Source organism: Pseudomonas sp. FDAARGOS_380, assembly GCF_002591235.1.
GTDB classification, from domain to species: Bacteria; Pseudomonadota; Gammaproteobacteria; order Pseudomonadales; family Pseudomonadaceae; genus Aquipseudomonas; species Aquipseudomonas salmasensis.
In genome coordinates, this window is record NZ_CP023969.1 from 1,191,184 (window position 1) to 1,213,912 (window position 22,729).

The 22,729-nt window shown below is 61.5% G+C and carries 20 protein-coding genes; 6 read left to right on the top strand and 14 right to left on the bottom strand.

What is annotated here, in order from left to right:
• Nucleotides 1-63: 63 nt before the first annotated feature.
• The 7 genes from hflX to CRN80_RS05805 form a co-directional block, all read right to left on the bottom strand.
• Nucleotides 64-1,365: a ribosome rescue GTPase HflX gene (gene hflX, locus CRN80_RS05775; RefSeq protein WP_003188061.1), complete on the bottom strand. Its 1,302-nt coding sequence runs from the start codon at nt 1,363-1,365 to the stop codon at nt 64-66.
• 12 nt (nt 1,366-1,377) lie between these two features.
• A complete protein-coding gene (hfq, locus tag CRN80_RS05780) occupies nt 1,378-1,638 on the bottom strand; it encodes an RNA chaperone Hfq (protein WP_003188059.1) in 261 nt (86 codons plus the stop codon).
• Nucleotides 1,639-1,731: 93 nt separating this feature from the next.
• On the bottom strand, nt 1,732-2,703 hold the full coding sequence (gene miaA, locus CRN80_RS05785) for a tRNA (adenosine(37)-N6)-dimethylallyltransferase MiaA (RefSeq protein WP_098949728.1): 972 nt from the start codon (nt 2,701-2,703) through the stop codon (nt 1,732-1,734).
• Entirely contained in the window at nt 2,703-4,619 is a 1,917-nt protein-coding gene (gene mutL, locus CRN80_RS05790; RefSeq protein ID WP_032893843.1) for a DNA mismatch repair endonuclease MutL, read from the bottom strand. Before mutL ends, miaA begins: the two co-directional genes overlap by 1 nt.
• The gene (locus CRN80_RS05795; protein WP_003188054.1) at nt 4,619-6,040 is read right to left on the bottom strand and encodes an N-acetylmuramoyl-L-alanine amidase; all 1,422 of its coding nucleotides are present in this window, start codon (nt 6,038-6,040) and stop codon (nt 4,619-4,621) included. The genes mutL and CRN80_RS05795 overlap by 1 nt, the downstream gene beginning before the upstream one ends.
• A gap of 15 nt (nt 6,041-6,055) precedes the next feature.
• A complete protein-coding gene (tsaE, locus tag CRN80_RS05800; RefSeq protein WP_032893846.1) occupies nt 6,056-6,526 on the bottom strand; it encodes a tRNA (adenosine(37)-N6)-threonylcarbamoyltransferase complex ATPase subunit type 1 TsaE in 471 nt (156 codons plus the stop codon).
• Nucleotides 6,514-7,374, bottom strand: a complete 861-nt coding sequence (locus CRN80_RS05805; RefSeq protein ID WP_098949729.1) for an NAD(P)H-hydrate dehydratase — start codon at nt 7,372-7,374, stop codon at nt 6,514-6,516. The genes tsaE and CRN80_RS05805 overlap by 13 nt, the downstream gene beginning before the upstream one ends.
• A gap of 63 nt (nt 7,375-7,437) precedes the next feature.
• Between CRN80_RS05805 and queG the strand changes: the two genes are divergently transcribed.
• A complete protein-coding gene (queG, locus tag CRN80_RS05810) occupies nt 7,438-8,502 on the top strand; it encodes a tRNA epoxyqueuosine(34) reductase QueG (protein WP_032893850.1) in 1,065 nt (354 codons plus the stop codon).
• Here the strand turns inward: queG and CRN80_RS05815 are convergent.
• Complete coding sequence (locus tag CRN80_RS05815) at nt 8,499-9,116, bottom strand: trimeric intracellular cation channel family protein (RefSeq protein WP_169913170.1); 618 nt, start codon at nt 9,114-9,116, stop codon at nt 8,499-8,501. The two genes, queG and CRN80_RS05815, sit on opposite strands and share 4 nt — an antisense overlap.
• A 112-nt stretch (nt 9,117-9,228) precedes the next feature.
• Nucleotides 9,229-9,771, bottom strand: coding sequence for an oligoribonuclease (gene orn / locus CRN80_RS05820; RefSeq protein WP_003188046.1), 543 nt, complete (start codon nt 9,769-9,771; stop codon nt 9,229-9,231).
• Between the two features lie 108 nt (nt 9,772-9,879).
• On the opposite strand from orn, the gene rsgA reads away from it, so the two are divergent.
• On the top strand, nt 9,880-10,911 hold the full coding sequence (rsgA, locus tag CRN80_RS05825) for a small ribosomal subunit biogenesis GTPase RsgA (RefSeq protein ID WP_003188044.1): 1,032 nt from the start codon (nt 9,880-9,882) through the stop codon (nt 10,909-10,911).
• A gap of 164 nt (nt 10,912-11,075) precedes the next feature.
• On the opposite strand, the gene motB is transcribed toward rsgA, so the two are convergent.
• Together motB and motA are read right to left on the bottom strand one after the other, a co-directional pair.
• Nucleotides 11,076-12,095: a flagellar motor protein MotB gene (motB, locus tag CRN80_RS05830; protein ID WP_098949730.1), complete on the bottom strand. Its 1,020-nt coding sequence runs from the start codon at nt 12,093-12,095 to the stop codon at nt 11,076-11,078.
• A 3-nt stretch (nt 12,096-12,098) separates the two neighbouring features.
• The gene (gene motA, locus CRN80_RS05835; protein WP_003188041.1) at nt 12,099-12,950 is read right to left on the bottom strand and encodes a flagellar motor stator protein MotA; all 852 of its coding nucleotides are present in this window, start codon (nt 12,948-12,950) and stop codon (nt 12,099-12,101) included.
• Nucleotides 12,951-13,117: 167 nt separating this feature from the next.
• Here motA and CRN80_RS05840 point away from each other — a divergent pair, with 167 nt between their 5' ends.
• The 3 genes from CRN80_RS05840 to asd are packed head-to-tail and all read left to right on the top strand — an operon-like array spanning nt 13,118 to nt 16,402.
• Nucleotides 13,118-14,653, top strand: a complete 1,536-nt coding sequence (locus CRN80_RS05840) for an HDOD domain-containing protein (RefSeq protein ID WP_032893857.1) — start codon at nt 13,118-13,120, stop codon at nt 14,651-14,653.
• Between the two features lie 57 nt (nt 14,654-14,710).
• Nucleotides 14,711-15,526 carry a rhodanese-like domain-containing protein gene (locus CRN80_RS05845; protein ID WP_098949731.1) on the top strand — a complete coding sequence of 272 codons (816 nt, stop codon included), beginning with the start codon at nt 14,711-14,713 and terminating at the stop codon, nt 15,524-15,526.
• Between the two features lie 15 nt (nt 15,527-15,541).
• Nucleotides 15,542-16,402 (top strand): archaetidylserine decarboxylase, encoded by an 861-nt coding sequence (asd, locus tag CRN80_RS05850; protein WP_003188035.1) that lies wholly within the window; start codon nt 15,542-15,544, stop codon nt 16,400-16,402.
• 51 nt (nt 16,403-16,453) lie between these two features.
• Here the strand turns inward: asd and serB are convergent, their stop codons facing one another.
• Entirely contained in the window at nt 16,454-17,668 is a 1,215-nt protein-coding gene (gene serB, locus CRN80_RS05855; RefSeq protein WP_003188034.1) for a phosphoserine phosphatase SerB, read from the bottom strand.
• A gap of 133 nt (nt 17,669-17,801) precedes the next feature.
• Here serB and CRN80_RS05860 point away from each other — a divergent pair, with 133 nt between their 5' ends.
• Nucleotides 17,802-19,334 (top strand): HAMP domain-containing protein, encoded by a 1,533-nt coding sequence (locus CRN80_RS05860; RefSeq protein WP_098949732.1) that lies wholly within the window; start codon nt 17,802-17,804, stop codon nt 19,332-19,334.
• Nucleotides 19,335-19,507: 173 nt separating this feature from the next.
• Here CRN80_RS05860 and CRN80_RS05865 read toward each other — a convergent pair whose 3' ends face one another.
• Together CRN80_RS05865 and parC are read right to left on the bottom strand one after the other, a co-directional pair.
• Complete coding sequence (locus CRN80_RS05865; protein WP_032873461.1) at nt 19,508-20,221, bottom strand: membrane integrity-associated transporter subunit PqiC; 714 nt, start codon at nt 20,219-20,221, stop codon at nt 19,508-19,510.
• A 173-nt stretch (nt 20,222-20,394) separates the two neighbouring features.
• Nucleotides 20,395-22,659 (bottom strand): DNA topoisomerase IV subunit A, encoded by a 2,265-nt coding sequence (gene parC, locus CRN80_RS05870; protein ID WP_020301636.1) that lies wholly within the window; start codon nt 22,657-22,659, stop codon nt 20,395-20,397.
• Between the last annotated feature and the right edge of the window lie 70 nt (nt 22,660-22,729).

Consider the following 22,729-nt stretch of genomic DNA (forward strand, 5'->3'; position numbering starts at 1 on the left):
CACGGCGCGCCGACCAATGCTACAGAATGCCTGCTACTGCGGCACAACCGCTTTCTCAGGCTTTTATTGCAAAGTGTGTTGTTCGATGAACTCTGCCGGTACAACACCCTCTCGGCTGACCAGCCGATTGAGTTCCGAGCGTGGCAATCGAACAGCCAGCAAGCTGACACCTTCTTCGTCGTGTTCTTCTTTCTGTACCGCGCCCAGCTCGAAAAACTGTGCACGCAGTCGAGCAAAACGCTGCGGCAAGCGCAAGGTGCCGACGAACAAATCGCTGCCGAGCAATTCGGCAATGGCTTGTTCCAGCAGCTCCAGGCCGCTGCCATCTCGCGCCGACAGCCAGACCCGCTGGGGCTTGCCGTTCTCGTCGCGCTGGATCTGTGGCTCAACGCCCTCAAGCAAATCGAGTTTGTTATAGACCTCGAGGATCGGCAAGTCCTGGGCACCAATCTCGCCCAGCACCACCATCACCTGTTCAATCTGCAGCATGCGATCCGGTTCGGCCGCATCGATCACGTGCAAGAGCAGGTCGGAATTGCTCGACTCTTCGAGCGTAGACCGAAATGCCTCGACCAGCTTGTGGGGCAGGTGACGAATGAAACCCACGGTATCGGCCAGCACAATCGGCCCCAGGTCGTCGATATCCAGACGGCGCAGGGTCGGGTCGAGGGTGGCGAACAGTTGGTCGGCCGCGTACACGTCCGACTTGGTCACGTTATTGAACAATGTGGATTTGCCGGCGTTGGTGTAGCCCACCAACGACACCGTCGGGATATCCGCACGGGAACGGCCACGTCGCGACTGTTCACGCTGGCTGCGTACTTTTTCCAGGCGGCCCTTGATCTGGCGCAGGCGAACCCGCAGCAGACGCCGGTCGGTTTCCAACTGGGTTTCACCCGGGCCACGCATGCCGATACCGCCACCCTGGCGCTCAAGGTGAGTCCAGCCGCGAACCAGGCGCGTGCTCATGTGGTCAAGCTGGGCCAGTTCAACCTGGAGCTTGCCTTCATGGGTGCGGGCGCGTTGGGCGAAAATATCGAGAATCAGACCGGTACGGTCGATCACGCGACACTCGAAAACACGTTCGAGGTTACGTTCCTGACTGGGCGTGAGGGTGTGATTGAAGATCACCAGATCGGCTTCTTCGGCATGAACCAGGTCGCGCAGTTCCTCGACCTTGCCGCTGCCAATCAGGTATTTGGCGGTTGGCCGATGACGCGGTACGTTAAAAAACGCAACGGTCTCGGCGCCGGCCGAATTTGCCAACTCCTGAAACTCCTGCGGATCTTCGCGCGCCTCAGGGTCCTGTCCATCCAAGTGAACGAGGATTACTCGCTCACCACCACCGTGGCGCTCAAAGAACAAAGGAGACTCCTATCAGGCGTTACCTGGCTCAGCGTCACCCTGTTCATCACCTGCTGCGCTAGGCAGACGGATTGGACGAACTGGAACGACTGTCGAGATAGCGTGCTTGTAAACCATCTGGCTGACGGTGTTTTTCAGCAGGATAACGAATTGGTCAAACGACTCGATCGTACCTTGCAGTTTGATGCCGTTGACCAGATAGATGGAAACCCCAACTTTCTCTTTACGTAAAGTATTCAAGTAAGGGTCTTGTAGCGAATGCCCTTTTGACATGTGCCGCACTCCTTTAAGGATCAATAATAAAAATCGGAAAATAGATAGCTTATGGCCGTCACACCCCCAAGGATAGACGGCAATTGCAAGGACTCAGCTCAATATGGAGACCGTTCCCAAGTATTTCAAGGCGCGTGACAGATTGTCGCTGTCCAGGCTGTCCAACCAGTGCAACTCGCTCCAGCTGCGCAACCAGGTGAACTGGCGCTTCGCCAATTGGCGCGTGGCAATGATGCCGCGCTCCTGCATTTCGGCTGACGTCAGCTTGCCATCCAGATGATCCCAGACTTGGCGGTAGCCTACAGCACGTATCGAAGGCAGCCCTGCATGCAGGCCACCTCTTGAACGCAATGCTACGACCTCGTCCACAAACCCCTGTTCCAACATTAGTGTGAATCTTTGTGCAATTCGTTCATGCAACACCTGGCGGTTTGCCGGAGCGATGGCCAGATTCGCCACAGTATAGGGCAATTGTGACTGTCCAGATGCGCCTGCATCAGCACTTTGCGCACTTTGTTTCAGCCGATGTTCAGTCATGGTCTGGCCGCTGACACGCCAGACTTCCAGCGCGCGGGTGAGCCGCTGGGGGTCATTGGGGTGAATACGTGCCGCAGACACCGGGTCTACCGCCGCCAACTGGTCGTGCAGGGCCTGCCAGCCAAGGCGCGCAGCCTCTTCTTCAAGTTCGGCGCGCACCTGGGCATCGGCAGGCGGCATATCGGCCAGGCCTTCCTGCAACGCCTTGTAGTAGAGCATGGTGCCGCCCACCAGCAGCGGGATATTGCCCCGTGCGGTGATCTCGGCCATGGCCGCCAGGGCGTCGGTGCGAAAATCCGCCGCCGAATAGCTCTGCGCCGGGTCGATAATGTCGATCAACTGGTGCGGATATTGGGCCAATAGCGCTTTCGACGGTTTGGCGGTGCCGATATCCATGTCCCGGTAAACCAGGGCAGAGTCGACGCTGATCAGCTCGCAGGGCAGCACCTTGGTCAGCTCGATGGCCAGGTCGGTCTTGCCGGCGGCCGTGGGGCCCATCAGGAAGATGGCGGGGGGCAAGGCGCTCATCAGCGGCCGCGCAAGAACAGTTTGTCCAGATCGTCCAGGCCCATCTGGGTCCAGGTCGGTCGGCCATGGTTGCATTGGCCGCTGCGCTCGGTGTTTTCCATGTCGCGCAGCAGGCCGTTCATTTCCGGCAGGGCCAGGCGGCGGTTGGCGCGGATGGCGCCGTGGCAGGCCATGGTGCCAAGCAATTCGTTGATATGCGCCTGGATACGGTCACTGGTGCCGTACTCCATCAGGTCTGCCAGCACGTCGGCCACCAGGCGGTTGGCCTCGGCCTGCTTGAGCAACGCGGGAATCTGGCGGATCGCCAGGGTTTCCGGGCCCAGGCGTTGCAGCTCGAAGCCCAGCTTCTGGAACACACTGTGATGTTCTTCTGCGCAGTCGGCTTCACGCTGGCTCACCGCCAGGGATTCAGGCACCAGCAGCGGCTGGCCGCTGAGGCCTTCGCTGGCCATGGCGATCTTCAGGCGCTCGTACATGATCCGCTCATGGGCGGCGTGCATGTCCACCAGCACCAGGCCATGGGCGTTTTCGGCGAGGATATAAATGCCTTTGAGCTGCGCCAGGGCATAGCCCAGCGGCGGAATATCACCACCGCCTTCGGGCAACGCCACAGCAGCGCCCGGCTCGGCACCCGGCAGCGGCGCAAAAAACTCACGGTACGCCGCCTGGGCCTCGGCCACCGGCACCGTCGATTGCGGGCGCGGCGTGTATTGATACTGATAACCCGCACCGGCACCCGAGTTTGGCGCGGTGTAGGCTGGCTGCGCCTGTGGCGATTGCAGCAGGTTGGCCGCCAGGCTCATCTCACCCTGGGGGCCGAACTCGCCGGCTTCCGGACCGCTCGGCCGCACCACCGCTGTGACAATCGGCGCGGACAGTTGATCATCCGGACGCACGTCGCCCAGGGCGCGGTGCAGTGTGCCATAGAGGAAGTCATGCACCATGCGCCCGTCACGGAAGCGCACTTCATGCTTGGTCGGGTGCACGTTGACGTCGACCACCGAAGGGTCAACCTCAAAGAACAACACAAACGTCGGGTGGCGCCCGTTAAACAACACATCGCGATAAGCCTGGCGTACCGCGTGGGCCACCAGTTTGTCGCGTACTGCCCGGCCGTTTACAAAGAAATACTGCAAGTCGGCCTGGCTGCGGGAGAACGTCGGCAACCCGACCCAGCCCCACAGCCTCAAGCCATTGCGCTCGATCTCAATCGGCAGCGCCTGCTCCAGGAACCCGCTGCCACACACCGCCGCCACCCGCCGAGCACGCGCGGCGTCGTCGTTGGCTTCGTGCAGGCTGAGGATGGTCTTGCCATTGTGGCGCAGGTGAAAGGCCACATCGAAACGCGCCAAGGCCAGGCGCTTGATGACTTCTTGCAGGTGATCGAATTCGGTTTTCTCGGCCTTGAGGAACTTGCGCCGCGCCGGGGTATTGAAGAACAGGTCGCGCACTTCCACCGAGGTACCCACCGGATGCGCCGCCGGCTGGACTCGAGGCGCCATGTCGCGGCCTTCGGTTTCCACTTGCCAGGCTTGCTCGGCGCTACGGGTGCGGGAGGTCAAGGTCAGACGGGCCACGGAGCTGATGGAGGCCAGGGCCTCACCGCGAAAGCCCAGGCTCATGACCCGCTCCAGGTCTTCCAGGTCGCGGATCTTGCTGGTGGCGTGACGGGCCAGGGCCAGGGGCAGGTCATCCGAAGAGATGCCGCTGCCATCGTCACGTACCCGCAGCAGCTTGACGCCGCCCTGCTCTACGTCGACATCGATGCGTTTGGCACCCGAGTCGATGCTGTTTTCCAGCAATTCCTTGATCACCGACGCCGGGCGCTCAACCACCTCACCCGCGGCGATCTGGTTGGCAAGGCGCGGGCTGAGCAATTCAATGCGCGAGCCGCTGTTCAAGGTGGATTCGCTCATCACTGCGCCGCCAATGAAGTTCCGGGGATGGTCAACACCTGGCCAATCTTCAACTCATCGGTTTTCAGGTTATTGGCGCTGCGCAACGCTGCAGGCGTGACCTGGAAACGTACCGCCAGCATGGCAACGGTGTCACCGGGCTGCACACGATGGTCACGCGGGCCCTGAGCGATTTTGCCGGAGTCGCGCAGCCAGGCGATATAGGTGCCCGGCGGCGGGTTCTGCTGGAAGAACTGGCGCACACCGGCGCTGATCGAGCGCGCCAACGCTTGCTGGTGGCTGGCGCTGGCCAGTTTCGACGCTTCGTTGGCGTTGGAGATAAACCCGGTTTCCACCAGGATCGACGGAATATCCGGCGACTTCAACACCATGAACCCGGCTTGTTCCACGCGCTGTTTGTGCAGCGAGGTCACACGGCCGATATTGCTCAGGACTTTCTGGCCCACGTTGAGGCTGGAGGTCAACGAGGCGGTCATCGACAGGTCGAGCAGTACGCCTGCGAGCATCTTGTCCTTGTCATCAAGAGACACGTTGCCCGCGCCACCGATCAAGTCGGAACGGTTTTCGCTGTCGGCCAGCCAGCGCGCGGTCTCGGAGGTAGCGCCGCGATCCGACAGGGCAAATACCGAGGCGCCAAACGCAGCGGTTGAAGGCGCGGCGTCGGCGTGAATGGATACGAACAGGTCGGCGCCCTTCTTGCGGGCAATTTCGGTACGGCCACGCAACGGAATGAAGTAGTCACCGGTGCGAGTCAGTTCGGCGCGGTAGCCTTTCATACCGTTGACCTGGCGCTGCAGTTCACGGGCAATGGCGAGCACCACGTCTTTCTCATGCTGGCCGCGGGAGCCGGAAGCCCCTGGGTCTTCGCCACCGTGGCCGGCGTCGATCACCACGATGATGTCGCGCTTGCCTGCCGGGGCGGGCGGTGGCGGTGGCAGCTTGACCTGGGGCTGCGAAGGGTTGACCGGCACCGCAGGCACCGTCGCCACGCTCGGCGTTGGCGCAGGCGGCGGTGCGGCGTCGGCGGGGTTGTCGAACAGGTCGACCACCAGGCGGTTGCCGTACTGGGCGTTGGGGGCCAGGGAGAAGCTTTTGGGGGTCACGGCCTTTTTCAGGTCGATGACCACACGCAGGTCGGTCGGCGTACGTTGGGCCGAGCGCATGGCGGTAATGGGCGTGTTGGCGGTGGAGACTTTCAGCGGCGCGGCCAGGCTGGCACCGTTGATGTCGATCACCAGGCGATCAGGCGCCGTCAAGGTAAAGACGCTGTGCTGGACCGGGCCAGACAGGTCGAACACCAGTCGCGTGTTATCCGGCGCTCGCCACAGGCGAACACTTTTCACCTGTGAAGCAGCCAGAGCATTGACAGTCATTGCCGCAAGCAACACCCCCACGACAGCAACCAACGCGCGAAAGCGCATACCTAACCCCACCAATTATTTGAATTCCAATGCCAGAGCAGCACACCACGACTCAGCGCGTGGGCTCTGGGGCAACAACTTCAGCTGACGTCCGTGCTCATGCGGCGTAATGGTAATGGTCAGGTCCGGCTTTGGCAAAAAGCCTGTGCCTTTATTTGGCCACTCGATCAGACATAACGCATCCTCGTCGAAGTAATCACGGATGCCCATGAACTCCAGCTCTTCCGGATCGACCAGGCGATAGAGGTCGAAGTGGAAGGCGCGCACATCCCCGATCTCGTAGGGCTCGACCAGCGTGAACGTCGGGCTTTTTACCGCGCCAGTATGGCCCAGGCCGCGAATAATCCCCCGGGACAGTGTGGTTTTACCTGCGCCCAGGTCGCCCTCGAGAAAGATCAACCCGGCCCCTTGCGTGACCTGCGAAATACGCTGACCCAACGCGACCATGGCCTCTTCATCTGCCAAAAAAAGAATTACTTCAGGCACGGCGACTGCTCCTCCAGCAATTGACGAATGGCGGGGATCAGGTCGCTGGCAGCCAAGCCGCGACCAAAACTGCCCTGGCGGTCTCCGGCGGTCGCGTGCAACCACACGGCCAGGCAGCTTGCTTCGTACGCGGGCATACCCTGAGCCAATAGTGCGCCGACCAGGCCGGCCAACACATCGCCGAGCCCCGCTGCTGCCATCGCCGGGTGGCCTTGATCACACCGCGACACGCGCCCATCTGGGCTGGCAATCAAACTGCCAGCACCCTTGAGGATAGCCACTGCATTGAATTTCTGGCTCAACGCGCGCGCCACCTTAAGGCGATCAGCCTGAACCTCGGCTGTCGATAACCCCAACAAACGCGCAGCTTCGCCCGGATGCGGGGTAATCACACTATTGGCCGGAAGGCTGACGCTGCCGGTGGCGAGCTGATTGAGCGCATCGGCATCCCACACCTGCGGCTGGCTGGCATTGGCCGCGACCGACAACAGGCTCTTGCCCCAGGCGGCATCGCCCAGGCCTGGGCCGATGACGATCACCGAGATTTTTTCCAGCAGGCCCATCAACTGGTTGGCCGAGCTCACGCCAACGGCCATGACCTCCGGCAGCCGAGCCAGGGCGGCCGGCACATGGTCCGGCCGCGTCGCCAGCGAGACCATGCCGGCGCCGCTGCGCAGGGCACTTTCGCTGCTCAGCAACGCCGCGCCGCCAAAGCCACGGTCACCACCGATGACCAGCAAGTGGCCGAACTGGCCCTTATGGGCGTCCGGGGAACGCGCAGCCAGTTGCGGCAAATGGCCGGGCAACAACAGCTGAACGTCGGTAATTGGGTGTTTTGTCTGAGGCATGCGTCTTCAAGCTCCGATGTCTGGCAGAATTATACGCATCTAACCTGTGGTTTCCCGTGTCTCATGCCTGCTATTACCTCCGATCTGCCCGCCCTCGCCCAATCGATCAAAGACTGGGGCCGCGAGCTGGGCTTTCAACAAGTGGGCATCAGCGGCCTCGACCTGGCTGAGCATGAACAGCACCTGCAACGCTGGCTCGACGCGGGCTACCACGGCGAGATGGAATACATGGGCGCCCACGGCAGCAAACGCTCGCACCCGGACGAGCTGGTGCCCGGTACCTTGCGCGTGGTGTCACTGCGCATGGACTACCTGCCCGGCGACACCCAAATGGCGCAATTGCTGGCCGAGCCAGAAAAAGCCTACATCTCGCGCTACGCCCTGGGCCGCGATTACCACAAGCTGATCCGCAAGCGCGTGCAGCAACTGGCCGACCGTATCCAGACGCAGATCGGGCCATTCGGCTTTCGCGCCTTCGTCGACAGCGCGCCCGTTCTGGAAAAAGCCATCGCCGAACAAGCGGGCCTGGGCTGGATCGGTAAAAACACCCTGGTCCTCAACCGCAAGGCCGGCAGTTACTTCTTCTTGAGCGAACTGTTTGTGGATTTGCCGTTGCCGGTCGACCCACCTCACACCACCGAACACTGCGGCCGTTGCACGGCGTGCCTGGACATCTGCCCCACCAACGCTTTCGTCGGCCCTTACGTGCTGGACGCGCGACGCTGCATTTCGTACCTGACCATCGAACTCAAGAGCGCCATCCCCGAAGACCTGCGTCCACTGATCGGCAACCGCGTGTTTGGCTGCGATGACTGTCAGATCGTTTGCCCGTGGAATCGTTTCGCCCGCCCCACCGCCGAAAGCGATTTCAAGCCACGGCACAATCTGGATAACGCTGAACTGGCCGAATTGTTTATGTGGGACGAGGATAAATTCCTCAGCAGCACCGAGGGCTCGCCCCTGCGCCGCGCCGGTTATGAGCGCTGGTTACGCAACCTGGCGGTGGGCCTGGGCAATGCGCCCTCCAGCATTCCAGTGTTGGAAGCCTTGAAGGCGCGGCGGGACTACCCGTCTGAGTTGGTGCGCGAACACGTGGAATGGGCGCTGGAGCAACACGCTGCGCGCTAGTGAACGTCGTCGTTGTAGACGAACTTGGGCATTTCCCAGTGAAAACGGATCGCCAGCAGACGCAACAGGAAGCCACTGAACAGCGTCAACAGAATCGCTTGCTCGCTGGGCAGCTCCAGATATAGGCACAGCAGGTAGAACCACGCGGCCAGGAAAGACACGCTGGCATATAGCTCGCGGCGGAAGATCAGCGGGATGTCGTTACAGAAGATATCCCGCAGGATACCGCCGAATACCCCAGTGATGACCCCGCTGACCGACGCCACCAACATGCCGTGGCCCATTTCCAGGGCGGTCATGCAGCCGATCAGGGTAAAGGCCACCAGCCCCACCGCATCCAGCGCCAGGAACAGCGAGCGCAGGTGGCGCATCAAGGGTGCGATAAAGATCGTCACCAACGCCGCAACAGAGGTCAGCACCAGGTACTCCGGGTGCTTGACCCAGGTCAGCGGGTAGTGGCCGAGCAACACATCGCGCACCGAACCGCCGCCCAAGGCCGTCACGCAAGCGATCAGCACCACGCCGAACCAGTCCATGCCACGCCGACCCGCGGATAGGGCGCCAGTCATGGCTTCGGCGGTGATGGCGACGAGGTAGAGCATCAGCAACATGATGGCGATCCTGACAGAGAGGCCGGCAGTCTAATCATTTGCCGAGGGCACCAAAAGGGGGCACTTAGCGATAAACCGCGTCGCCTGCGATGGCGCCTCCAATGCCGCCGCAGAATCAAGCCTTGATGAAATGCTTGCGGTAATGCTGCAACTCGGCAATCGACTCGCGAATATCATCCAGCGCCAGGTGCGTGCTGCCTTTATGGAAGCTGTCTTTGACTTCCGGCGCCCAGCGCGCCGCCAGTTCTTTCAAGGTCGACACGTCGAGGTTGCGGTAGTGGAAGTAGCTTTCCAGCCCCTTCATGTGCGTATAAAGGAAGCGACGGTCCTGGCAGATGCTGTTGCCGCAGATCGGCGACTTGCCCTTGGGCACCCATTTTTCCAGGAAGGCGATGGTTTGGGCTTCGGCTTCGGCCATGCTGATGCGGCTGTCGCGCACGCGCTGGGTCAGCCCGGAGTTACCGTGGGTGCGGGTGTTCCACTCGTCCATGGTGGCGAGTACGGCGTCGCTGTGGTGGATGGCGATCACCGGGCCTTCGGCCAAGGTGTTGAGGTTGCTGTCGGTGACAATGGTCGCCATCTCGATGATGACGTCGGTGTCGGGGTTCAGACCGGTCATTTCCAGATCGATCCAAATCAGGTTCTGTGGGTTTTGCATGGCTTGATTCTCTTGGCACCTTGGCGTAGCCGGGCAGTTTAGCAGGCGGGGGCGTGCTAGACTCGCGACCGTTTTACCCAACTTTTGCATTATCGACACGGAACACCAATGGCCAAACGCCAGCTCAACCGTCGCCAAAACTGGCGCATCGAAAAGATTCAAGGTGAACGCGCCGCCCGCGCCGCCAAACGTGAATCCTCCGCCGTGGAAGCGCTCGAGGGCGGCGACCTGGGCCCCGAACAAACGGGCCTGGTGATCGCGCACTTTGGTGTGCAGGTCGAAGTCGAGGCGCTCGAAGGCGAACTCGCAGGCCAGGTGTTCCGTTGCCACCTGCGCGCCAACCTGCCTGCGCTGGTCACCGGCGACAAGGTGGTGTGGCGTGCCGGCAACCAGGGCATCGGCGTCATCGTCGCCCAGTTGCCGCGCAGCACCGAACTGCGCCGCCCCGACAGCCGTGGCCAGCTCAAGCCGGTGGCGGCCAACGTCGACATGATCGTAATCGTGTTCGCGCCGCTGCCCGAGCCCCATGCCAACCTGATCGACCGTTACCTGGTCGCGGCTGAGCATGCTGGTATCCGCCCGTTGCTGCTGCTGAACAAATTCGACCTGATCGACGAGCAGAACGCCCCGGCGCTCAATGCGTTGCTGGCGGTCTACCGCACCCTGGGCTACCCGGTGCTGGAAGTGTCGGCTCACCACGGCAACGGCATGGAACAGCTGCAACAGCAGTTGGACGGGCGGATCAGCGTGTTCGTCGGCCAGTCTGGCGTGGGCAAGTCGTCGCTGGTCAACAGCCTGTTGCCGGAAGTCGAAACTCGCGTGGGCCCGCTGTCGGAGCTGTCCGGCCAGGGCACCCACACCACCACCACCGCGCGGTTGTTCCACTTCCCGGGCGGCGGCGAGTTGATCGACTCACCGGGTATTCGTGAATTCGGCTTGGGCCACGTCAGCCGCAGCGATGTGGAAGCGGGCTTCATCGAGTTCAACGACCTGATCGGCACCTGCCGCTTCCGTGACTGCAAACACGACCGCGAGCCGGGTTGTGCGTTGCTCAAGGCACTGGAAGATGGGCGCGTGCAGCAGCAGCGGATGAACAGCTATCGGTCGATTATTGCGAGCTTGCCTGAGAGCAGCTACTAAGCTGCCCCCACCTCTGTAGGAGCGAGCTTGCTCGCGAAGGCCTCAAGCGCAACGCGGGCATCCTTGATACACGCGTTATCGTTGACGTTTTTCGCGAGCAAGCTCGCTCCTACAATGCAGATACAACAAGGCCGCGATCATCGCGGCCTTGTTGTATCTGGAGCTTACGGCTTCGGCGCAGGCGCCGTAGGGTCCTTGACGCCCCCATCATCAAACAGGTTCAGCTTCTGGCGCAGCTCATGGGCCGGCAGCGGTTCCTGCTCCGGCGGCAGCGCGTTCGGGTCGGCCGGCACTTCGCCAGGCGCGCCCTCGCCCTGGGTCGGTGCCGGTGGCGGTGGTTGATCGCCTTCAATCGCACGCTGGGCTTTTTTGGTCAGCACCACGATGTCGATACGGCGGTTGACCGGGTTGAACGGGTCTTTGGGATCAAACAGCTGCGAGGAGGCAAAGCCCACCACGCGCGCTACTTGCGGGTCCGGGTAGCTGCCGGCCACCAGCGCACGCCGGGCGGCGTTGGCGCGGTTGGCCGAGAGTTCCCAGTTGCCAAAATCGCCCTGGCCCGCGTAGGGCTTGGCGTCGGTATGCCCGCTGATGCTGATCTTGTTCGGCACCGCCTTGATGGTGTCAGCCATGGCCAGCAGGATGTCTTCAAAGTACGGCTTCAAGCGCGCACTGCCAGAGTCGAACATCGGCCGGTTGGCCGCATCGGTAATCTGGATGCGCAGCCCTTCGGGGGTGATTTCGAAGGAAATCTGGTCCTTGAACTTCAGCAACTGTGGGTTTTCTTCCACCTTGTTCTGCAATTCCTGCAGCAACAGTTCCAGACGCTCCTGTTCGACCTGTTCGGCCATGGACTCGACAGTGTCGCGCTCAATCGGAATTTTTTCCTGGGGCGACTCCGTTTGCACTTCCGGGTTGATGGTGCGCTCGGGCGCCAGTTCCGGCGAGCCGCCCAGGTCAATGACAAACGGCGTGCCGCTTTCCGAAAAGCCAATCGGGTCTTTGAAGTAGCCGGCGATGGCGATCTTCTGTTCTGGCGTAGCGGTGGACATCAGCCACAGCACCAGAAAGAACGCCATCATCGCCGTGGCAAAGTCGGCGAAGGCGATTTTCCAGGCACCGCCATGGTGCCCCGCAGCGAAGCGCTTGACGCGCTTGATGATGATCGGCTGGTTGTTTTCCATGGCTTAGCGACCGCGAACCGCTTGTTCCAGCTCGGAGAAACTCGGGCGATGTTTCGGGTACAGCACCTTGCGCCCGAACTCCACGGCCAACGACGGCGGCATGCCCGACGCCGATGCCACCAGGCACGCCTTGATCGCTTCGTAGAGGTTGATCTCTTCCTTGGCATCGTGGGCCAGGGAAGTGGCGAGCGGGCCGAAGAAACCATAGGCGGCGAGAATACCGAAGAAGGTGCCCACCAGCGCCGCACCTACGTGCATGCCGATGGCCGCCTGATCGCCCTCGCCCAGGGACGCCATGGTCACCACGATGCCCAGTACCGCCGCGACAATACCGAAACCGGGCATGCCGTCGGCGATGCCGGTCACGGCGTGGGACGGATGCTCCAGCTCTTCCTTGAGGCTGAACAATTCCATGTCGAACAGGCCTTCCAGTTCGTGGGGTGCCATGTTGCCGGAGGACATGATGCGCAGGTAATCGCAGATATACGCCGTCATGCGCTCGTCTTTGAGCACGGCCGGGTACTTGGCAAAAATCGGGCTGGCTGCGGCGTCTTCGATATCACCCTCGATCGCCATCATGCCTTCACGGCGGCTCTTGTTGAGGATCTCGTAGATCAGCCCCAGCACTTCCAGATAAAACGTGTGGGAGAAGCGCGAGCTGAACATGCCCAGGGACTTCTTGACCACGTGCATGGTCATATAGCCTGGGTTGGCCTGCAAAAATGCGCCGAACGCGGCACCGCCGATAATCAGCACTTCGAAAGGCTGGATCAGTGCGGCGATTTTACCGTGGGAGAGGACGTACCCTCCGAGCACACTTGCGATGACGACAATGATGCCGATAATTTTAGCCATAGGAGAGGGGTACTTGCGCCGTCGGGTTCATGGACATAGGGGGGTGTTGCACAAAACTCTTGTTCTACTTATCGGCAAAACTGCGCCAGACTATAGCCCGTTAAGGCGAAAAGCCAATTAGGCCCGTTCCGGGCGTGTTGAACGCAAGTGATGATCGCGCCCCAATCATGGCAATTGAACCGACAGTCCCAACGAACCGCCCCACTACCCTCGCCGCTTGGATCAAGTGCCTGGACGATGTGCTGCTGCCCGTGCCCCAGGCCAGTCATGAGCGCGTGTGCAAAGCCATTCGCGATAGCCGCAGTTCATTGCGAGATATTGCTGAGCTGATGCACAACAGCCCGGCCCTGGTGTTGAGCGTGATGCGCGAAGCCAACAGCCAAGCCCACGGCAGCCTGGCCGAACCTGCGGAAAACCTTGAAGTCGCGCTTAACCGCCTGGGCCTCAAACGTGCCGAGGAGTTGTTGGCGCGCCTGCCTTCGGTACCCGCCCGCGAAATCCCCGTGGCCTTGCGTCAGCTGCTGCTGATCAGCCAGCACGCATCCCAGCAAGCCAACGGTTTGTTCGGCAGTCGCCTGGCGCGGTTATGGCAGGACATCCACTGGGGCAGCCTGCTGTTTTTGTCGCCACTGTGGCCAATGGCCGTCGCCTACCCCAAGCTCCTGGAAGAATGGGAATTGCGGGTAATCCATAAAGGCCAATCGGCGCGCCAGGTCGAGCAACAGCTGTTCGGCGTGCGCTTGCTCGACCTGTGCCTGGGCCTGACCGAAGCCTGGCATTTGCCGATCTGGGTTTCACAGGGCTACAAGTTGCTGCTGGCCGAGCAACGCCTGCTGGTCAAGGCGCTGCACATTGCCCGTCAAGACGACGCCCTGCGCCACCAGCAATTGCTCGATGCCGAGCCCAACCTGCGGCGCTGGCTGAACCAGCCGGCCAACACCGTGCTGCTGGCCAATGGCCTGGCGATGTCGGCCCAGGAATCCTGGACCTGCCCGCACACCGAGCGCTGGCAATACCTGACGGCGCTGTACCTGCAAACGCCATTGAGCGATGTGCAACAGCAAGCCCACCAGCAAGCGGTGACCAGCGCTCGCACCACCTTGATGCCCGACCTCTGGCACCCGGCGCTGTCACTGATCTGGCCGTGGCATGTGCAGAAAGTCCATCGCGGTTTGCTGCCTGCACCGCCTCCGACTGCCGAAGCCTTGGCCGTGTGGCGCACGCGTTGCACCGAGTTGCTGGTGGAACCGAGCCGCTTTGCCAACGCCATGCACCTGACCACTTGCGCCAAGGAAGCCCTGGTGGCCAGTGGCATGCAGCGGGTACTGATATTCATGGCCGATCGCGCCTTGAGCACCTTGCGTGTGCACCAGGCCGACGGTCTGCCCAAGGACGCGGCTCACCTGAGCCTGGATGTGGTCAACAGCACGTTGCTGCAACGCCTGCTGGAAAAGTCCGCCCAGGTACGCCTGAACCCCGACAACCATGCGCAGTTTTCCGCCTTGCTGCCACCGATCCTGCGTCGTCTGTTTATTGGCGAGCACCTGCTGCTGCGCTCACTGAGCTGCAACGGCCGCGTGGTCATGCTGATCGTGGCGGACCAGGGCGGCGGGCCGTTCTCGGAAACCACCGTGCAAGCGTTCGGCAAAACCGCCCAATGCATCGAGAAAGCCCTGCACAGCTTTACCAACCGCAGCGCCTGATGCTTGCGCTACAATCACCGGCCTTTATCGCCAACATTTGTGCCCAGGAGACCTCACATGCCTGACTTCTCTGGCTTGCCGCTGGTGATCGAATCCGCCGACCTGTCGAGTCGCCTCGATTCCAAGCACTTGATACTGGTGGACCTCACCAGTGCTGCCCGCTACGCCGAAGGGCATATCCCCGGCGCGCATTTCGTTGACCCCAAGCGCACTCAACTGGGCCAGCCTCCGGCACCCGGCCTGCTGCCGAGCAAGGCCGACCTGGAAAAACTGTTCGGCGAACTGGGCCACACCCCGGACGCTACCTATGTGGTCTATGACGACGAAGGCGGCGGTTGGGCTGGGCGTTTTATCTGGATGCTCGACGTGATCGGCCACCAGAAATACCACTACCTCGACGGCGGCCTGCTGGCATGGCTGGAGGAAAAGCGCCCGCTTTCCACCGATGCACCCCCAGCAGCCGGCGGCCCGGTCAGCCTCACGCTGCACGATGGCCCTACCGCCACCCGCGAATACCTGCAAAGCCGTCTCGGCGCGGCCGACCTGGGGATCTGGGACGCCCGTGGCCCGCTGGAGTATTCCGGCGAGAAAGTGCTCGCAGCCAAGGGCGGCCACATTCCCGGCGCGGTGAACTTCGAATGGACCGCCGGCATGGACAAGGCGCGCAACCTGCGTATCCGCCGTGACATGCCGCAGATCCTCGAAGACCTCGGGCTGACCAAAGACAAAGAAATCATCACCCACTGCCAGACTCACCACCGCTCTGGCTTCACCTACCTGGTGGCCAAGGCGCTCGGTTATCCGCGAGTCAAAGGTTATGCCGGTTCCTGGGGCGAATGGGGCAACCACCCCGACACCCCCGTTGAGATTTAAGGTTTAAGGACAGTTATGAAAAAGCAGTTGTTTATCCTCAGCCAGTACTTGCTGCCGCACCACTTGCTGTCGCGCCTGGCCGGCTGTATCGCCGAGTGCCGCGTGCGCTGGTTCAAGAACGCCTTCACTGCCTGGTTCGCCAAGCGCTACCAGGTGGACATGTCCCAGGCCCTGGTGGAAGACCTGAGCGCCTACGAGCACTTCAACGCCTTCTTCACCCGCGCGCTGAAAGACGGCGCCCGCCCGTTGGATCCAACCCCAGGCGCAGTACTGAGCCCCGCCGATGGCGCGGTCAGCCAACTGGGCCCGATCGAACATGGTCGTATCTTCCAGGCCAAGGGCCACAGTTTCAGCGTACTGGAACTGCTCGGTGGCGATGCGGCAATGGCTGCGCCGTTCATGGGCGGCGAGTTCGCGACTATTTACCTGTCGCCCAAGGACTACCACCGGGTGCACATGCCATTGGCCGGTACCCTGCGCGAGATGGTGTATGTGCCGGGTCGGATTTTCTCGGTCAACCAGACCACCGCCGAAAACGTGCCGGAGTTGTTCGCCCGTAACGAGCGCGCTGTCTGCCTGTTCGACACCGAACGCGGCCCGATGGCCGTGGTGTTGGTGGGTGCGATGATCGTTGCGTCGATTGAAACCGTGTGGGCCGGTTTGGTAACGCCGCCCAAGCGCGAGCTGAAAACCTTCCGCTACGACGAAGCGGCCCGCGCGCCGATTCATCTGGAAAAAGGTGCGGAACTGGGTCGTTTCAAACTGGGCTCCACCGCCATCGTGCTGTTCGGGCCAGACCAGGTGAAGTGGGCTGAAGAATTGGCAGCGGGTACACCGGTGCAGATGGGCCAGGGTATCGCCTTGCCTAAAGCCTGATATTGCAGTTGATCGTTCCCACGCGGAGCGTGGGAACGATCAGCTGTGGGGTTATAGCTGACCGTCGCGGTCACGTAAGCCCAGCAGATACAGCACGCCATCCAACCCCAAGGTCGAAATCGCCTGCTTGGCCGATTGCTTGACCAACGGCTTGGCACGGAACGCCACGCCCAACCCGGCAATCGCCAGCATCGGTAGGTCATTGGCGCCGTCGCCGACCGCGATGGTCTGCTCCAGGCGCAAGCCTTCCTTGTGGGCCAACTCCTTGAGCAGGTCGGCCTTGCGTTGCGCGTCGACAATTGGCTCCACCGCCACGCCAGTCACTTTGCCATCCACCACTTCCAGCTCGTTGGCGAATACATAGTCAATGCCCAGCTTGGCCTGCAACTGCTTGGCGAAGTAAGTGAAGCCGCCGGACAGGATGGCGGTCTTGTAGCCCAGGCGCTTGAGTTCGGCGAACAGGGTTTCGGCGCCTTCCGTCAGGCGCAACGACGCGCCGATCGAATCCAGCACGCCCACGTCCAGGCCCTTGAGCAACGCCAGACGTTCCTTGAAGCTGGCACGAAAATCCAGCTCGCCGGCCATCGCCCGCTCGGTAATCTCAGACACTTGCTCGCCCACACCGGCCGCCTTGGCCAGCTCGTCGATGACTTCGGCTTCGATCAAGGTGGAGTCCATGTCGAACACCGCCAAGCGGCGGTTGCGACGGAACAGGGAGTCTTCCTGGAAGGCGATATCGACATTCAGTTCCTGGGCCACGCTCAGGAAGTCGGCGCGCAGCGCTTGCGCGTCAGCCGGTTCGCCGCGCACGGAGAACTCGATGCAGCCCTTGCCCTTGTCGGCCGGAGTGTCTAATGGCATGCGACCCGACAGACGGTCGATATGGTCGATATTCAATCCGTACTGCGCGGTAATGGAGCTGACGCGCTGCAACTGTTCAGCCGTTACCTTGCGGGTCAACAGGGTGACGATATGGCGCTTTTTGCCCTGGCCTTCGACCCAATGTTGGTAATCGGCTTCGGACACCGGGGTGAAACGTACCTGTTGATCGAGCTTATACGCCGTAAACAGGATGTCCTTGAGTACCGAGGAGGCCTGTTCGGTGCTGGGGATTTCCACCAGGATGCCGAACGACAAGGTGTCGTGGATCACCGCCTGGCCGATGTCGAGAATGTTCACACCACCCTGGGCCAGGACGCCGGTAATGGCTGCGGTGAGACCCGGTCGGTCTTCACCCGTGATGTTGATCAGGACAATTTCGCGCAAAGCGCACCCCCAGGCTGGAAAAAAACCGCATTCTACCCACTTTCAGTGACCATCGGGCACAGCCAGCGCTTTGCCGGCCATGGGCCTGTCGCTATACTGCGCGTCAACTTCACGGACCAAGAGCCGAGCGCAAGTGAACCGGCCCACGCCAGTAAAAACCGATAACTTCTTCCTGCTGATCTTCCGGGCACTGCGCTATCGCCGTGTACCGATTGCATTGCGCATTGCCAGCCATAACGTGATCCTGGTCGCTCTGGCCCTGGTGATCTACGCCTGCGTGATGGGTTTGCAGTTCAAGCAGGCCATGCACGAGCAAGCTGATGCCCTGGGCGCGAGCCTGACAACCCAGACTGCCACTTCGGCGACTGAGTTGCTGGTGTCCAACGACATCCTCAGCCTCAACGTGCTGCTCAACAACCTGACCAAGAACCCGCTGGTGGCCCACGCCGCTATCTATAGCGTGGACAACCGGATCATGGCCGAGGCCGGGCAGCGCCCGAAAAACGGCCTGCTCGGTGAGGCCGAAGGCCTGTACCAGAGCAATATTACGTTCCAGGACGTGAAGGCCGGCCAACTGCGTATCAGCCTCGACATGCAGCAGTTCCAGCAGCCGATGACCATCAGCCTGCAAAGCATGGGCATCCTGAGCGCGATTCTGCTGGCTTTGGCCCTGGCCTTGAGCCTGCGCCTGGGTCGGCATATCTCCACGCCGTTGATGCAACTGCGCATCTGGCTGCGGGATATCGACGAACACACCCCGGCTACCGATCGCCAGGACGAAATCGGCGACCTCGCGCGCCAGCTCCACGCCAGCTTTGCCCCGGAGCCCAAAGCGCCTGAAGTCGAGCCCGAGCCTGAGTACGACGACACCGAGGACTACACCGACGAGCCTGAGTTTGAAGTGCGCGACCTGCGCGACCCAGGCTTCGACGACAGCGCCCCGGTGGCCGGCCTCAAGCCTGCGCCGCGCCATGTGATCAAGGCCGAGGAAGACGAGCTGGACGACGAAGACCCGTTCGCCGACCTGCGCGACACCTCGGCAGTAGCACCGGCTGCCGCACCGAAACCGGTTGCGGTCAAGAACGCCGAGCCGCAGCACAGCGCCGTACTCGCCGTGCAACTGGGTGCCCAGGAGCAACTGCGCCGCCTGCCCCGTGCCCGCCTGACCGAACTGCTCGAACGCTACCGCGACTGCCTCGACCAGGCCGCCTCGCTCTACCAGAGCGAACTGCATACCCTGAACGATGGCAGCACGTTGATGCTGTTCCACAGCGAAGACAGCGGCGAAGACTACCTGACCAATGCCATCTGCTGCGGCGAGCTGTTGCGCGCCCTGGGCCACGCCCTGCAGATCGAAGTGGCCGACAGCGGCATTACCCTGCAACTGCAGCTGGGCCTAACCGTGGGTGACGACCTGTTTGGCATGAGCCAGATCGACCTGCTGCTCACCGAAATCGCCCAGGATGCCCTGGCCCTGTCCCAGCACAGCCGCAACCTGCTGCTGGTGGAGCGCAAGATCAGTGAAGACACGCTGATCCGCCAACGCGCACGTATCCGCCCGATTGCCAGCCCTGAAGGGGCCAGCTGTGTGGAGCGGTTGATGGAGCCGTATCCGTCGATGCTGGAACGGCAGTTGGCGCGGATGCATGAGACCCGCAAGCCCTAAGGCTAAGGCTTTTTGTAGGAGCGAGCTTGCTCGCGAAAAACTCACAGACGCCGCGTTTATTCAGAAAGCACGCGTTATCGTTGACGCTTTTCGCGAGCAAGCTCGCTCCTACAGAACAGCCCAATAAAAAGGCCCGCTTATTCAGCGGGCCTTTTGTTTGTGCGCTATTCAGATCAGAACCTGAACACTTCCAAGTCCGTGCGAATCGGCGTGGCCATCGGCATCTTCGGTTTTTCCGGGGCCGCAGGCTTGGCCTGGGCCGGGGCTTGCTTACGCGGCTGCGCTTCGGCAATCGGCGGCTGGTTGGCCAATGGCTTGAGCGCCACCGACAACTGCTGTGCCAGGTGCTGCAACAGCACACCCTGGGCCTGGACCTGGGACGCGGTGGTGCCGGCATGTTCTTCCTGCAGGTGCACAATGCGGTTGTCCCGCACTTGCCCGCGACGGTCGATCAGGCGCCACTGTGCGTCCAGGATCGCCGGTTGCGACTTGCCGGAGTCCAACCGCGTGATAGTCAGCAACACCTGTACATCCGGGGTGAACCCGGACGGTCCCGGTGCCAGGACCACACGCTGGCTGTCTAGCTGGCCGGCGACCTGACGCAACATCAACTGGTTGATATCCGACGACAGGCTACCCGCCCAACGACCATCAGTGGAACCTTGCAGGCTACCGTCGTTCTGACGTTGAAGCAGGGTTTCGCGTTGCAGGTAGTCGGCAACGACTACCGGCCCCAGCAATACTGCCATGCCAGCGGTTTGAGCTGGCTGAGCCGGACTTCCGCTGTCCAGCTGGTACAGCGACACCGGTTGGTGTGTGCTGCAACCCGCCAACCCCAAAAGGCCAGCGAGCATCAAAAATAGAGGAAGGCGTGGAGCAGTCATCATCCCATCCAAGTGGCTGCCACAAGGCGAACCACAATGTAATACTAAAAATAACCTGAACACGCTCGGCCACGCCGGCGCTGGAAAGGCCATATCATCCGTGAATATGCGCCATGACTCCAGCGCGAAAGCATCGATCTACGCGTTAAATCGTAGATCGAGGCCTCTAGTACCGCTTAAACCGGCGTTTCGACCAGCAAGGCATCCACTCGCTGGAAGCCTCGCGGCAGTTTGTTACCCCGCCGGCCACGCTCACCCTTGTAGTGTTCAAGGTCGTCAGGACGCAATGACAACGTGCGCTTGCCGGCCTGGAGCACCAGGGTAGAGCCTTCCGGGACCACGGCGATGTCAGTCACATACTCCTCGCGACTGGCCACCCGGTCACCGGGAATCCCGATAATCTTGTTGCCTTTGCCCTTGCCCAACTGCGGCAAGTCGCTGATCTTGAACACCAGCAAGCGCCCTTCGGTGGTCACCGACGCCAGCCAGTTGCTTTCACGATCCTCCACCGGCCTTGGCAAAATCACCTTGGCGTTGTTCGGCAGGCTCAACAGCGCCTTGCCCGCCTTGTTCTTGGCCTGCAGGTCTTCACCCTTGACCACGAAGCCGTAACCGGCGTCGGAGGCGATGACATACAGCGAATCGTCATCCGGCAACAGCACGCACTCGAAGTTAGCCCCCGGTGGCGGCGTAAGGCGCCCGGTCAACGGCTCGCCCTGCCCCCGTGCAGACGGCAGGGTGTGGGCCGGCACCGAATAACTGCGCCCGGTCGAGTCGATAAACACCGCAAACTGATTGGAACGCCCGGCGGCAGCGGTCTTGAAGCCATCACCGGCTTTGTACGAAAGGCCGGTGGCGTCAATATCATGCCCTTTGGCGGAGCGAACCCAACCCTTTTCCGACAGAACGACGGTAATTTTCTCGTTGGGCAACAGCTCGGTTTCGGTCAAAGCCTTGGCTTCAGCGCGCTCGACGATAGGCGAGCGACGGTCATCGCCATAGGTTTCGGCGTCTTTGATCAGTTCGCTGCGCACCAGCTTCTTGAGCTTGGCTTCGCTGCCCAGCAGGGCTTGCAGCTTGGCTTGTTCCTTGAGCAGCGCATCCTGCTCGTCGCGCAGCTTCATTTCTTCCAGGCGTGCCAACTGGCGCAAGCGGGTGTCGAGGATGTAGTCCGCCTGGATCTCGCTCAGCTCGAAACGCGCGATCAGCTCGGCCTTCGGATGCTCGGCAGTACGGATGATATGGATCACTTCATCCAGGTTGAGGTAGGCGATCAGCAAGCCATCCAACAGGTGCAAGCGGCGCTCAACCTTGTCGAGGCGGAATTGCAGGCGGCGGCGCACGGTCTGTACGCGGAACTCCAGCCATTCCACCAGCAGGTTGCGCAGGTTCTTGAGCTGCGGCTTGCCGTCCAGGCCGATGATGTTGACGTTGACCCGGTAGCTGGACTCCAGGTCGGTGCTGGCAAACAAGTGCTGCATCAGCACTTCATGATCCACCCGGCTGTTGGTCGGGATGATCACGATGCGGCACGGGTTCTCGTGGTCGGACTCGTCACGCAGGTCGGCCACTTGCGGCAACTTTGACGGCTTGGCCTGCATCAACGCGGCGATTTGCTCCAGCACCTTGGCACCTGATACCTGGTGCGGCAGCGCGGTCACAATAATGTCGCCGTCTTCGATGTGGTACACGGCGCGCATACGCACCGAGCCCTTGCCGGTTTCGTACATCTTCAGCAGGTCAGCGCGCGGCGTGATGATTTCTGCTTCGGTCGGGTAATCCGGGCCCTGGATATGCTCGCACAGCTGCTCGACCGTAGCCTTGGGCTCATCGAGCAAGCGCACGCAGGCGGTGGCGACTTCGCGCAGGTTATGCGGCGGCACGTCAGTGGCCATGCCGACCGCAATACCGGTGGTGCCATTGAGCAGGATATTCGGCAAACGTGCCGGCAACACCAGGGGTTCGTCGAGGGTGCCGTCAAAGTTCGGCCCCCAGTCGGCCGTGCCCTGGCCCAGCTCGCTGAGCAGCACTTCGGAATAACGCGACAGCCGCGCCTCGGTGTAACGCATGGCGGCGAAGGATTTGGGGTCATCCGGGGCACCCCAGTTACCCTGGCCGTCCACCAGGGTGTAGCGGTAGCTGAACGGCTGGGCCATCAGCACCATGGCTTCATAGCACGCCGAATCGCCGTGGGGGTGGAATTTACCCAGCACGTCACCGACGGTACGCGCCGATTTCTTGTGCTTGGAATCGGCGTCCAGGCCCAACTCACTCATGGCGTAGATGATGCGCCGTTGCACGGGTTTCAGGCCGTCGCCGATATGCGGCAAGGCACGGTCCATGATCACGTACATGGAGTAGTTGAGGTAGGCATTTTCGGTGAATTCAGCCAGCGACCGGCGTTCTACGCCATCTAAACTGTCTGCGAGGATGTCACTCATGCGGGCCTCATCATGGGGTAAGGCGCAGTGGAACTGCCGCTGCGCTGATTCAATTCAAAAAAATCTCGTT

Excerpts from the sequence above, each read along its gene's own strand:
- rsgA (WP_003188044.1), top strand. The coding sequence starts at position 9,880 with ATGGCCAAACGCCAGCTCAACCGTCGCCAAAACTGGCGCATCGAAAAG.
- CRN80_RS05840 (WP_032893857.1), top strand. The coding sequence starts at position 13,118 with ATGGCAATTGAACCGACAGTCCCAACGAACCGCCCCACTACCCTCGCC.
- orn (WP_003188046.1), bottom strand. The coding sequence starts at position 9,771 with ATGCAAAACCCACAGAACCTGATTTGGATCGATCTGGAAATGACCGGT.
- CRN80_RS05845 (WP_098949731.1), top strand. The coding sequence starts at position 14,711 with ATGCCTGACTTCTCTGGCTTGCCGCTGGTGATCGAATCCGCCGACCTG.
- motA (WP_003188041.1), bottom strand. The coding sequence starts at position 12,950 with ATGGCTAAAATTATCGGCATCATTGTCGTCATCGCAAGTGTGCTCGGA.
- CRN80_RS05795 (WP_003188054.1), bottom strand. The coding sequence starts at position 6,040 with ATGCGCTTTCGCGCGTTGGTTGCTGTCGTGGGGGTGTTGCTTGCGGCA.
- mutL (WP_032893843.1), bottom strand. The coding sequence starts at position 4,619 with ATGAGCGAATCCACCTTGAACAGCGGCTCGCGCATTGAATTGCTCAGC.
- parC (WP_020301636.1), bottom strand. The coding sequence starts at position 22,659 with ATGAGTGACATCCTCGCAGACAGTTTAGATGGCGTAGAACGCCGGTCG.
- CRN80_RS05865 (WP_032873461.1), bottom strand. The coding sequence starts at position 20,221 with ATGATGACTGCTCCACGCCTTCCTCTATTTTTGATGCTCGCTGGCCTT.
- miaA (WP_098949728.1), bottom strand. The coding sequence starts at position 2,703 with ATGAGCGCCTTGCCCCCCGCCATCTTCCTGATGGGCCCCACGGCCGCC.
- hfq (WP_003188059.1), bottom strand. The coding sequence starts at position 1,638 with ATGTCAAAAGGGCATTCGCTACAAGACCCTTACTTGAATACTTTACGT.
- asd (WP_003188035.1), top strand. The coding sequence starts at position 15,542 with ATGAAAAAGCAGTTGTTTATCCTCAGCCAGTACTTGCTGCCGCACCAC.
- queG (WP_032893850.1), top strand. The coding sequence starts at position 7,438 with ATGCCTGCTATTACCTCCGATCTGCCCGCCCTCGCCCAATCGATCAAA.
- CRN80_RS05805 (WP_098949729.1), bottom strand. The coding sequence starts at position 7,374 with ATGCCTCAGACAAAACACCCAATTACCGACGTTCAGCTGTTGTTGCCC.
- motB (WP_098949730.1), bottom strand. The coding sequence starts at position 12,095 with ATGGAAAACAACCAGCCGATCATCATCAAGCGCGTCAAGCGCTTCGCT.